The sequence below is a fragment of the Altererythrobacter sp. KTW20L genome, assembly GCF_023501975.1.
GTDB lineage: Bacteria > Pseudomonadota > Alphaproteobacteria > Sphingomonadales > Sphingomonadaceae > Alteraurantiacibacter.
Window position 1 is genome coordinate 17,764 of record NZ_JAMFLH010000008.1, and the last position, 12,907, is coordinate 30,670.

Annotated in this window: 5 protein-coding genes; 1 reads left to right on the top strand and 4 read right to left on the bottom strand. The window is 60.9% G+C overall.

The window, feature by feature from the left end; all coding sequences use genetic code 11:
- Nucleotides 1–20: 20 nt before the first annotated feature.
- Together M3P36_RS09310 and M3P36_RS09315 are read right to left on the bottom strand one after the other, a co-directional pair.
- Nucleotides 21–8,231, bottom strand: a complete 8,211-nt coding sequence (locus M3P36_RS09310; protein WP_249703122.1) for a GH36-type glycosyl hydrolase domain-containing protein — start codon at nt 8,229–8,231, stop codon at nt 21–23.
- The gene (locus tag M3P36_RS09315; RefSeq protein ID WP_249702986.1) at nt 8,231–9,238 is read right to left on the bottom strand and encodes a universal stress protein; all 1,008 of its coding nucleotides are present in this window, start codon (nt 9,236–9,238) and stop codon (nt 8,231–8,233) included. The genes M3P36_RS09310 and M3P36_RS09315 overlap by 1 nt, the downstream gene beginning before the upstream one ends.
- 262 nt (nt 9,239–9,500) lie before the next feature.
- Here M3P36_RS09315 and M3P36_RS09320 point away from each other — a divergent pair, with 262 nt between their 5' ends.
- Complete coding sequence (locus M3P36_RS09320) at nt 9,501–11,033, top strand: bifunctional aminoglycoside phosphotransferase/ATP-binding protein (protein ID WP_249702987.1); 1,533 nt, start codon at nt 9,501–9,503, stop codon at nt 11,031–11,033.
- On the opposite strand, the gene M3P36_RS09325 is transcribed toward M3P36_RS09320, so the two are convergent.
- Both M3P36_RS09325 and M3P36_RS09330 read right to left on the bottom strand, forming a co-directional pair.
- The gene (locus M3P36_RS09325) at nt 11,025–11,450 is read right to left on the bottom strand and encodes a BLUF domain-containing protein (protein ID WP_249702988.1); all 426 of its coding nucleotides are present in this window, start codon (nt 11,448–11,450) and stop codon (nt 11,025–11,027) included. The genes M3P36_RS09320 and M3P36_RS09325 overlap by 9 nt on opposite strands.
- Nucleotides 11,451–11,607: 157 nt before the next feature.
- Nucleotides 11,608–12,156, bottom strand: coding sequence for a hypothetical protein (locus tag M3P36_RS09330; protein ID WP_249702989.1), 549 nt, complete (start codon nt 12,154–12,156; stop codon nt 11,608–11,610).
- Between the last annotated feature and the right edge of the window lie 751 nt (nt 12,157–12,907).

The window sequence follows — 12,907 nt, forward strand, 5'->3', positions numbered from 1 at the left end:
GAGACTGATCGCTCCGTAATTCACACATCGGAAGCCTCTATCTCGATCTCAGGCGTGGTGACTGCTCCGCCACGTGGCTGGCCTGCGATTGTCAATTCGACTCTCGTTACCTTACCGGCTCCCGGAAAGGTAATGGAAGATGCTATGGATGGTTTGCCGTCGACCAGACATTGGGCCGCGTTGCCGCGGTTGACCTCGATCTCGATTGCCCCGTCACGTCTCAGCGTGGCCGAGAAGCCCGGCCAATCTGGTGGCAGGCATGGGGCAATGGCGACCCTGTCTCCCTCGAGCCGGATGCCCAGTATATGTTCAGTTGCCAGCCGCCAGGTCCAGCCGGCCGCTCCGGTATACCAGCTCCAGCCGCCACGTCCGAGATGATCCCCTGCCGCAATGTCGGCCGCCAGCGCATATGGCTCGGTGCGATAGGTTTCTACGTCCTTCTGCGTCGCGGCATGGCGTACCGGATTTAGCCGGTCGAACACCGCCTTGGCGCGGGCACCATCGCCCTGCATGGCACAGGCAATGCCAAGCCAGGCCGATCCATGGCTGTATTGCCCGCCATTCTCACGAATGCCGGGCGGATATGCCTTGATGTAGCCCGGATCGCGCGCAGTCTCGTCGAACGGCGGGTCCAGTAGACGAGCGATCTTATCGTCCGGCAATACAAGGTGCTTGAAGGCGTTGTCGATGGCCTGTGCCGAACGCGCCTTGTCGGCTCCCGCGATCACGGCCCAGGATTGTACGAGGGCGTCGATGCGGCATTCGTCATTGCTGCTCGATCCCCAGGGTCGGCCTTGATCGTCGAACGCCCGGACATACCATTCACCGTCCCAGCCGTGCCGTTCGACAGAGGCAAGCAGCTGTTCGCGACGTGGTAACCAGCGTAGCGCAAAGTCATGCTGTCCGGTCGCTTCGCACATGTCGGCAAAGTCGCGGATAGTAACGGCCAGGAACCAGGCGAGCCACACGCTTTCCCCGAGGCCGCCAGAGCCGACGCGGTTCATCCCGTCGTTCCAGTCGCCATCGCCGATCAAGGGAAGTCCCCGCTGACCAAGACGGAACGATCGGTCGAATGCGCGCAGGCAATGTTCGAACAGGCTGGCATCCGTTCCGCGCGGGAACTCGCTGAAGCGGTCATGCTCGCTTGCTGCGAGCTCCGGTGCGTGGAGAAACGGCACTCGTTCATCCAGGACTCCGGTATCCCCCGTCGCCGCGACATAGCGGGCTACTGCAAAGGGGAGCCAGGCAAGATCGTCGGAGCAACGTGTTCGGACGCCCTTGCTCGACGGTGGATGCCACCAGTGGAGGACGTCGCCCTCCTCGAACTGGTGCGCCGCCGCCCGCAGGATGTGTTCCCGCGCCAGATCGGGGCTGGACAGCAGTAGCGCGAGGACATCCTGCAATTGGTCGCGAAAGCCGTAGGCACCCGAAGCCTGATAGTAGCCGGCGCGTGCGAACAGCCGTGATGACATCGTCTGGTAGACAAGCCAGCGGTTGACCATCACGTCGAACGCGGGATCAGGGGTCTTTACTTCGATTGCGCCGCACCGCCGCTTCCATTCCATGGCAAGCTTGTGTCGTTCGGTCTCCGTTGTGCCGGGGGCGCGCCAATGCCTCAAAATCGTCGGGAGTCCCTCTTCGCTTTCGACCTCACCGATTAGGAAGGCGATCTCGCTTGTTTCTTCCGGCGCTATATCGAGATGAACTTGCAAGGCGGCTGTCGCGTCGGCTCCATGGTTCTCCATGCGCTCGCCAAGTCCCCAGGCATCGAGACCGGGAGGTCTGAGCCAGTCAGGTGCGTGGCCGAGGAAGTCGGCGCGTGAGCTCGTGAAGCTGTGCACAGCCCCTGTGCTGGCCAGGAAGGCAAGCTTGTGGCGGTATTCCCGCTGCCATGGATTCCGCCCAAGTATTGCAGCCAGGTCCGGCCGGTAGAAGCTTGAACGAAAAGGTGCTGGTTCTCCGGGAGTCGTGCCCAGCAGCCAATCGGCGTAGAAGGTCGCGGTTAGGCGCCGGGTGCTTTGCGAGCGGTTGCGCAAGCGCAGGGTAACCACCTTGATCGGGTCGCCGTTGGCCACGAAGCATTGCATTTGCTGCTCGAGCCCCTTCGACTGGCACGACCATTCGGTCTCGCCGAAGCCGTGTACGACTCGCCGCGCAGTGTCGTCGCCAGCGGGCAGGGAGGTTACCGACCAGACCTCTCCCGTTTCCTCGTCCCGCAGGTAAAGGGCTTCGGCAGGCGGATCGGAAACTGCGTCGTTGTGCCACGGGGTGAGACGGTTCTCCCCGCTGTTTTCGGCAAATGAGAAGCCGAGCCCTGCTTCGGTTACGATGCTGCCGAATGTATGGTTTGCCAACACATTCGCCCATGGGGCAGGTGTGCATGCCTTTGCGGGAATATCGATGCAATATCGGCCATCCGGAGTGAACCCGCCGAGGCCATTGTGCAGGGTCAAGTGTTCCGCTGGACTATCCGCCTGACTCGCCTCTGGAGATGTGCTCAGAGGAGCAGTCGCAACGAAGAGGGGTACCGGCATCCGTTCCGTTTCGGCTTCGCGCAACTGCTCTTCGATCGATCCGCGGCCATCCACGATCATGGCCGTGGCCGCGCAACGCAGCGCACGAATGGCTCGTGCGTCGTTTTGCTCGCGTCCTACCAGCATTATTCCGCCGCGCTCGCCGAGATGCTCGTCGGCGTTGCTGTCCCTCAGGAGATCGAGAACCCGTTCGCGCAAGGGTTCGACATAACCGGGCAGTCCCGGATGGAGGAGCACCAGGTCGATTTGAGAGCCGCGCCAGCGCCACGATCGGTGCGCGGCGAGTACGAAGCGGAGTTCTGCCGAGTCAAACTGCTCATCCAGCTCGACGAGCAGGATGGGCAGGTCTCCAGATATGCCAAGCGCCCACAGGTCTTCCCGGACCACTTTGTCACCTGGCGGCGCGGAAAGAGGCGTGGCCGGTCCCGAAGGACGGATGAGAGCCGACAGCAGCAGTTCGGCCTCGCGCAGCCGGGCCGCCGGAAGATCGATTGCGCGAAGGTTGTTCCTGGCCGCTTCGGCTGCATCCTGCTCTGCCCAATCCAGTGCCGCAAGCGAGGTATACCTGCCGGCTAGCTCCAAGGCTTCGCTTTCTCGGGGAGCAACGACCGTCACGATGGCGAATTCTGCTTCACCATGCGGAGGCAGTGCGAGCTCCCCCCCGAAAGCCGACACGGGATCGAGCGGATACTGCTCCGGCTGCTTGCACGTCTGGTCAAAATGCGGAAATCGCGTGCGGGTGCCCAAGCGTCCGCGCGATCGCACGCGGGATACTTCCACATCTTTCAGGCGAGCCAGTCCGGTTGTGCCAACAAAGCGCTGGGCCATGGCAAGCCCCGGCGTATCCGGATTCCGGCCCCGCCGGGTGAACGCCAGCACATCGATTTCGGGATAGCTTCGGCTGGCGACAAACAGTCGTGCGAAGGCTGGATGGCGCGACCACTCGCCTGCTTCGGCCAGCGCACAGTCGGCATGGCTGGCGAACTCCACAAGCGTGTGATCGGGGGAATCATTGACCAGTCTGATCCGCCTGACCTCCACATCCTGGGCGGCAGATATGAAGACTTCGAGAGAGGTCGATACGGTACCTGCACGACAGCGGAATTCGAGCTTGTGCGGATGGACGACCAAGTGCCGGTCGTCGGCCCCGTCGATCGGCGCGGATGTCGGAGACCAAGTGCAGCCGCTCGCGCGGTCTCGCAGGTAGATGAACTGGCCCTTGTCCCGGTTGATACCGGTGGGACAGGTAAGGGCATTGCCATTCCATAACAGGTCGCCGCATCCGTCTGACCCGATGCGGAGCGACATCCGCCCATTGCCCAGCAGGAATGTCATCGGACGCAGTCCCGGACTTGCTTCCCACGATTGAGGCCGGGGGAGTGCAGGCGCTTCGGCACTATCGGTGCGGATGTGGTCCACGCGCTTGAGTTCGGGCGGCAATTCCCAAGGAATGCGCTCGTTGAGCAGGAGATCGACAGATTCCATGCGTTCGTCGGCGTGGAACCAGCGAACCAGGACATCCTCGCACAGTACATTTGCGATAGCGGCAATACTCATTCCGTGATGGTGCGCCATATAGGATCGCACGAGCGCGGGATTGCCATCATCCGTTGCTCTCTCGGGTGTGAAGTCCAGAGCCTCATGGAATCCCAACCGGCCCATGGCACCGCGCGCGGCCAATCGCCGCATGTTTGCCACTGCCTCGCGAGGTGCTGCTGCCAAAGCAAGCGCGGTGGCATAGGGTGTGATCACCAGATCGTCCGCCAGCCCCCGGCGCAAGCCCAGTTCGGGAACTCCGAAAGCCCGGTAACGCCAAATGCCGTCAGTGCCGTGTGAGGCAAAGCCGGATTCGGAGATGCCCCAGGGCACTCCCTGTCGGTCCGCATAGCTCTTTTGCAGCGCGACGGCGGCGGTCTCAGTCTCACCCAGGAGGGTGGAGGGGTCGCTGCGCAGGAACAGCGACGGCATCAGGTATTCAAACATCGAGCCGTTCCACGACACGAGTGCCAACTGCCGCTTGCGCTTCACGATCGGGCGGCCAAGCTGGAACCAGTGATCGGGCGCGACGTCGCGCTTGGCTATGGCAAAGTAGCTCGCCAGTCGGGCCTCGCTCGCCAGGAGGTCATAGTAGTGCTGATCGATGCGCTGCGAGGAGACATCATAGCCGATGTGGAATAGCTTGCGGTGGCTGTCATAGAGCCCCCGAAAATCCATTCCTTCAGCCATTCTCCGTGCACGTCCGGCAATCCGGATCAGTTCCTTGATCGATCCGGGCTGCCCGGCAGCGGTTCTTTCCTGCAGTTCGTTACTGCACTCCTGCAGATGATGTTCGCTTCGCTCGAGCCAGTCGCGCAGGTCTTCCAGACTGGCCAGATCGACGGCTTCCCGCATTTCGAGCGCATCAGCTAGTTCCCCCCGAAGCAGCGTAAGCTGGTCTGTGGCGTCGCGGATCATAACCTGCCAGGCGCTTCGATCATCGGGATTGGTTGCAACGCGACCCTGGAGTTGCTTGATCCGCTCGCGAAGGTCAGCTCCCAGATCGCTTTGCTCCAGGGCTTCGCCAAGAAGATGAAGGCAATCCTTGAGCCCCTCCCACCGTTCGCTGCGAAAGTGCGCAGTTGCGATGATGTCTCGGCATCCGTTGGCAAGGACAATCAGGCTCACTGCCAGATTACCGCTGTCGACTGTGGACACGTAGCGCGGCTCGAGCGGAGCAAGGGTGCGCGTGTCATACCAGTTGAGGATATGGCCGTTCCACCGCTCCAGTTTGTCGAGAGTGTCGAGCATCGCCTGCATCCGCACGACGAATTCGGGTGTGCCGAGATGGCCAAGACGCCAGGCAGATAGTGCCGACAGCGCCAGCATTCCGATATTGGTGGGCGAAGTTCGATGGGCCGTGGCGCGGATTGGTGCTTCCTGATGGTTGTCTGGCGGAAGCCAATGGTCCTCGGGGCCGGCAAAGCACTCGAAATAGAGCCAGCTGCGCCGTGCGAGAACGCGCAGGTATTGACGGTCATCTGCAGAGAGCGGCTCGAGCTTCGGATTGCGCGGCTGAGCTGTCCATGCGGCGAACCCCGGCGCGGCAAACCACATGGCCAGCAACGCAGCTGCGGCGGCAAGTGCGTGATGATCAAGTACGAGAAACGGCACCATCGTCAGCGCCAGGATCGGCGATGTCCAGGTCGCACCCCATTGAGAGCCCAAAACTGAATTGCGCGCCAACAGGCCGCTGACATGGGCCGCACTGGTCCACTCCAGCAACATGGTCCCACGGCGCAGCCTGAAAAGTGTGATCCCGATCGCATGGATCGCGATCGCCATATCTGACAGAAGGAATACCACCTGCAGAAGCCAACGCTGAAGATGTTCTCCGGCTTGGCGCATCGTCCCGGCGATAACGCCTCTGCGGCGACCGCGAGCTAGGCCAGTGACAAGGTCGGTGAACAGCCATGCGCTGGGAACCAGGAGAGCAAGCGCTGTCCAGAACAGCGGCGAGCCGGGCAGGATAAACCATCCGCCTAGCAGAAGCAGGACCACGCTGGCCGGTACCAGGCTCCGTCGCATGTTGTCCCAGATGCGCAACCGGTCGAATAGTGTGAGTCGGTTAGGAAGGCGCGTTCCTCCAGGACCTGGCACGCGACCCAGCAACCAGGGCAGAAGCTGCCAGTCTCCCCTTATCCAGCGGTGCCAGCGGCGCACGTAAGCGGCATAGTTGTCCGGATAGCTTTCATAGACAATGATGTCGCTCGCCAGACCGGCCCGGCCATGCAGGCCTTCCCACAGATCGTGACTCAGGAGCTGGTTCTCCGGAATTCGTCCCTCAAGCGACCGGGCGAAAGCTGCTACGTCGTAAATTCCCTTGCCGACATAGTTTCCTGTGCCGGTCAGGTCCTGAAAGACATCGCTTACCGCACGCGAATAGATGTCGATCGCCGTATCGCCGCCAAACAAGCGGGCGAACAGCGTGTCGCGTCCGTGGGGCGCTATCTCAACTCGCGGCTGCAACACGGTGTAGCCGGAAACTACCCGTCCGCTCTCATTGAAGACGGGCCGGTTGAGAGGATGGGCCAAGGTGCTAGCCAGCCGCGCGACGCTGCCCGGAGGCAAGCGCGTATCGGCATCGGCTGTCACGACGAACCTTGCGCCAACCAGCTTGTCCACTTCGCCGACAAAGACGGGGAAGCTGTCGCGGTTGCCGGTTAGCAGGAAAGTGTTGAATTCATCGATCTTGCCGCGCTTGCGCTCCCAGGCCATCCAGCATCCCTGAGTCGGGTTGTGGCGCCTGGTCCGATGTAGCAGGCAGAAGCCCCCTCCGAGCTTGCGATTGAGGCGCTGTATGCCTCGTCGCAGCGTTCGCTCAATCTCCTGGTCAGCCGGGGCTAGTTCATCCTGGGCATCTGCAGGATCGCTCAACAGGACATAGCCCCTAGCGCCGGGATTGGCGAGGCGATGTGCTTCGAGGCGAGACAGGACGTCCCGCGCTTCGGCGACGTTTCCGATGATGACTGGTACAGCGACAATTGTCGGCCACTCCGGATCTATTGCTTCTGAAAAATCGAGCTTGGGCAATTGCCGTGGACCGACGGTCAAAGTCACCAGCCAGTTCACGATGGTAATGGCGAGCACCGTGACCGGAAGGGCGGAAAGCGCCAGTCCAAAAATCCATCCAGTCAGGTCCGCGCGCTGGTATGAAAGATAGGCAGCCGGCAGCAACAGCCCCACGATGCCGCACAGGAATAGGGCAGCGGCATAGGTGCTACCAGGTCGCTGCAGCAGCCGGCGGCCTGCGCGCCGGGTCCATGGTTGGACAATACCCATAGACCTCTCAAGGTCGACAATCCCGCTTCCGATCAGCCAGTGACCGACATGATTGCGGGGCTGCGCGGTGTGCTGCGCACTGAGGGAAATTGCTTGTTCCGCAACAGCGAGTTCGTCCTTGCTTCCCAGCTCGGCCAATCGCTCGACTGACTGGCGGCAGGCGTCTCGCGTGTCGAAGTCCATCTGTGGATAGGTATCTGCCGGGTCACGAGCCAGGATTTTGTCAACGTGACTGGTGGCATCGAAAATCTCCTTCCATCTGAGGCTGGAGACTACGGCAAGGTTCGCGATGGCTCGAGCGACGCAATCGGCACCGCCGCCCGATTGCATGTTCAGCGCGCAACTCCGGCTTATGGCAAAGGGGGCGCGAACCGTGCGGAATGCCTCGGCAACTCCCGCTACAAGGCGTTCGATGCAGGCGATTCTGAGCATCGCGGGAAGGGCCCACAACTCCGCGATGTCGAGCGCGTGGTGCGATTGATAGCCTTCCAGATATGCCAGGACATTCTCGCGCGAGAGCTGGAAGTGGCTGGCGGCAAGAAGGTCATGCGCCAGCAGCAAGATCCGCGGCTCACCTGCGGCCGGACCAACACTCAGTGGGCGAAGCCGCAAATAGAAGCCGCTCGGCATGTCCTCGCGCAGCAACATCATGGCGCGCTGAACCTGATAGCCGTTGTCGAGCAACCATTCCGCAGCAGAGGACGAAGCCGGTTCCGATTTCGCCGCCGCCGCCATCGCCTGAGCCAGCCACGGGGCTATTCGGTCAATCGCCCGCCACGCAGGCACCGGCTGGGGACGCTCCCTCCGCCCCCCGAAACTGAGCGACTTTCCGGTTTCCCAACCGTGGACCGCAACAGGGTCGTAAAATGGTTCGGGCATCAAGCGGTCGCGGGCGAGCTGTTAAGTGGCCCGCGGGCATTATCCAGCAAGCGATAGTGCGCAATCGAGGGCTCGACTGCAGGCCTCACCGCGTCCTTACCGGAACCCACCAAGATCGTGGGAGCAGACAACCGGTCGAGCAGATAGCTCGCCGTGCTGCCCAGCGGAAGTTGCGCGCAGGAATTGAAACCTTGGCCGCGGGTCGACATGATAACCATGTCCGGCGTTTCTTGCGCGATGAATTCTTCCAAGCGGGTGCGCGGGTCTCCTTTCAGACATTGACTGCGAGCGGCTAGTCCGAGATTCTGCAGTCGGCGAAGGGTCGCCTCGAGAAAGGTGCAGGCGGCCTTTTCGTTGTGCTCCTCGACCTGCTTCTGAAGTGCGAGATCGCTACTGCCCGGCAGGCCGAACTTCTCGACGCCTCTCGAAGACATGACATGCACGAGAAGCAACTCCGCTGGCACGGTGCGCGCGATGTCAATCGCTTGGGCCAAGGCTGCTTCAGCGAAGTCGGAACCATCGACTGGTATAGCGATGCGGAGGCGAGGGGTGCCTAGTGTACGGTAACCACGCGGCACCACCAGGATGTGTTGCGCGCCGAGTTCCAGCAGACTGCGGGTGAGGACACCGCTGTCTTGTTGCCGGGAGGCTCCGACCACGATCATCGGGGCGGGCCTGGCAAGGTTGCGCTCGAAGAGGGCAGCTTGCCAGCTGCCCCCCTCGATTTGTATTTCCGGCTGCATCGCGGGGTTGGGCAGGCACGCCTGCAGGCTCTCGAGATTTTCCCTCATTGCATTCCGCTTGAAGTGCCACTCGAGCGGATCCGGCGGCGTAGCTCTGGACCGGTCGAATTCGATGGCGTGATAGAATACCAGCGGTCGCCCGAACCACTGGGCATATCCCGCTGCGGCCTCGGCAACTTCCCGCGAGCGGGCCGTGCCATCGAGGCATGCAATGACAGCAGGGGTCGTAGCCGAATCACGGAAGGAGAACGCCGAAACAGTCATTGGTTTTTCACCTCTCTGTTTGCAGAAGCACCCCTCGCGCTGCTGCGCGTCAGGCTGACAGGCCCGGACGGAACATGCTTCGGACATCGTGCTCGATGTGCAAGAGTTCAGCCCAGGCCGCTCGTCCTCGGTATCCGCAATGTTCCCAATGGGAGAGGTGAGGGCGGATGGTTATCGAATGCGCGCAGGCGTCGGTCTGTCAGTGTCGCGAGACGGAAAGGTAGCCGGGGGAGAAATGCCAGGACCGGGCGACCAGCACGAAGTGATCGAATTCCTGTCCGATCCGGCATCCTATGGATGTGACGAACCAATCGAGCGGATCGACACCCATGCAGCGATTATATTCCTCGCTGGAGATCGAGCCTACAAACTCAAGCGTGCGATCCGTTTGCCCTATTTGGACTTTTCGACGGTCGCAAAGCGCAGGAAGGTTTGCGAAAGCGAACTGACGCTCAACAGGCGCACCGCGCCTGATCTCTATCTCGAGGTGCGCTCGATCGGTCGGGTGAGCGAGGGAAGATACGCGTTTGGCAAGGGAAGGCCGGTCGACTGGCTTGTGGTGATGAAGCGTTTCCCGCCAGAATGCTTGCTGGAAACGATGGTGCGGTCAGGTCCTCTGGATAGCGCCCTCACCCGGCAACTGGCTCGCGCCATCGCGGACTTTCATGGCTCAGCCGAAGTTGCGCGAGGAGATGGCACCCGCAAGATTCAAGACGTGATCGAGGGCAACCGCGTCAGCATGGCTGCGCTGCCCGAAGGCCTGCTGTCAAAGGAGAAGTGCAACCGGCTTTTTTATGACAGTCTCGCCATGGCGGAGCCGCTGGCAGGGCTGCTCAATGAACGGTCGGCCCGCGGGTTCATGCGGCATTGCCATGGCGATCTGCACCTCGGCAACATCTGTGTGTGGCAAGGGCGGGCAACCCTGTTCGACTGCCTGGAGTTCGATGCTCATCTGGCTACGATCGATTTGCTCTATGACCTGGCGTTCCTGCTGATGGATATGTGGCATCGGGGCCATCACAGCGAAGCTTCGCTGCTCTTCAACCGCTACTGCGATCTCCGCGGCGAGAACGACGGGCTCGCCGTTTTGCCGTTGTTTCTCTCGATGCGTGCAGCAGTGCGCGCGCATGTCGAGGGCACTGCCGCGACCCGACTGGAACCTGCCACCGCGCGTGATGCGAAAATTCAAGTTGCCCGCGGCTATCTCGATGCGGCGTTGGCCCTGCTGGAAAGGCCGACGGCGCGCCTGATCGCAATTGGCGGCCTTAGCGGAAGCGGCAAATCGACCCTCGCGGCCTCACTCGCTCCGCTGACTGGTACTCCACCGGGGGCTCGCTGGCTCCGGACAGATGTGCTACGCAAGAAGCTTGCCGGTGTCGAACCCGAAGCCCATCTGCCGGAAAGTGCCTATACTTCCGCAACGCACGAAGCCGTCTATCGGGCGCTGCTGGACGAGGTGAGAACCACGCTCGCGGCTGGCTGGCCGGTAATTGTCGACGCAGTGTTCGACTTTCCTGACACGAGGAAGCGGATCAGATCGCTTGCGGATGACCTTGGCATACCTTTCAAAGGCTTGTGGCTCGAGGCCAGCCGTCATATTCTCCACGAGAGAGTCCGTCGCCGAAAGGGAGATGCCTCCGACGCCGGCCCTGCCGTTGTCGACAAGCAATTGCAGCGCGACATCGGATCGCTTGCTGGGTGGGCGAGAGTGGATGCCGACTGCGATGCTGGTCAGACCTTGTTGCACGCGTGCGCAGCCTTGGGATTTTCTAAGTCCGCGCCAGAGTCACGCTGAAGGCTCGCAACGGGAGCGTCTGATATCGTCCAGCAGTCGGTCAAAGCGTCGCAGTGCTGCTCCGCCCCGCTTGGTGTGCAGCTCTGCCAGCAAGGGGGATAGTGAGGCGTCTGCGAAAGTCTCGTGCTCGAACCGCGCCATCCGCCACAGGGGAAATCGCCGCCTATTCGCAATGTCGCGACGCACCACGACGATCTCATGGTGCCGTGGATCAGCCAAAATGCTCTTCATTACATCGTCGACGGCATCCTCAGGGCCTTCCAGCACCTGGGCAAAATACATCGCTGTGACAATAAGCAAGCCGGTTATGCCGAGTTGAGAATTGCGGGCAATCGACACTGCGCGAATATCATCCAGCACCCTTGTCCGGCGCAAAGACGGGATTGACGGTCGACTTACGTAGGAAATAGTCAGCATTTCAGCAACATACCTCAAGTGTGCTGCTCAACATTGGCGAAGGCATCTTGCGATGCCGTTAACCTTGTGCGCATGAAAGAGATGTGGAGATCGGTTCGCCCGGAGGAGAGCCGTGTTTGTGCAACACCAGTTAGCCAGCCAATCGATTTGCTTGGCGTCAATAGCCGAAGATACTGATCCCGCGTGACTGGCGCTCGGTCGAACCGCGCAAGATGCCGTCGCTCGGAATCTCGGGTTTGAACTGCTGATGGCAGGCCAGGCAGTTCTGAATCAACCGGTCGCCGACTGACCTCCAGGCTTCCACCTCAGTTGATTTGGCCTCCGCCAACCGAACGGCATCCTCCCCGATGCCTGTCAATTCTTGTGAAAGTCGGATCCACTCTGATTCTTCCACCCATTGTTGGTCGAACGTGCCGGTGCCGGGAATCTGGATCACGGCACCGCCGAGCACTATTTCGTAAGCTGAATTGCTGACGAGATGCCAATCGTTGGCATTGCGCGGCAGGTCACCATTGCCAAGCGCGAAGATGTAATCTGCCGAATGGTCGATCATGCCGACCATTGCCGCATTGAGACTCACTGGCAGTGTCAGATCGCCGGCATTTGCTGTTGTCGTTTCCGTCGTGGGAGCATCTGCAGGTTGCTGGCAGCCTTGCAAGGCGATCAGGACTGCAATGGTGTAAAAGGCGATGCGAGTTCTCTTCATAAAAGCTCCCTCACAGGATCAGGCTGATCGCCCAACGCGCAGCCTAGCCGGAAGCAGAAGAGCGCTGGTTTCCCGACTTGGCGAAGAGCCTTAAACGGCCCAGTGTGGAGCGCGGCATTCGTAATACTCCTAGGGGTGATCTATTCTCAAACCTGTCCGGCGACAGAACGTTTGGCACAACGCAACGCTCAGCCCGGGTGGCGAGTCCTATGATCGCGATTACTGGACAAATTTATTGTCTGGCGAACGAAACGCTAGAGTTACATCTCCATATATCCACGAAAAAATAAGTTCTTTCGCATCAGCCCCCAAGCGAAGCTCGATTCGCGCTCATACGGGATCCCCGAGAGCGAAGAATTCCGCCACTAATGGCGCACTTCGTATTTCATTCTCCCCAAATCGCGTCAACTGAGAAAACCTCGCAACTCATGCGGCATCGCCTGCCAGTCGGCTAATTATGCTCCAGCAAGGGGCCGCCAGTCCCGTAGTGAGAACCCCTATTTCCTATGCAGACCGCATAATCCGTTTGAAGACCGTGCTCGACCATCGCAGGTCAAGATCAGCACTCATGGGGCAGGCTGGTCTGAGGCAGCAATCAATCGCTGGGTCGCCGATCTGGCGCACTATCGCGGAGAGGATGCCGCGGAGCCGGTGTGAGTGCGCTGGAACTTGTCGAACTGCTTTGCGTCTGGATAAATGACGCCGCCCCGTATGATCGGTATCGGACGCACGAAGCTCTATGGGTTGATCT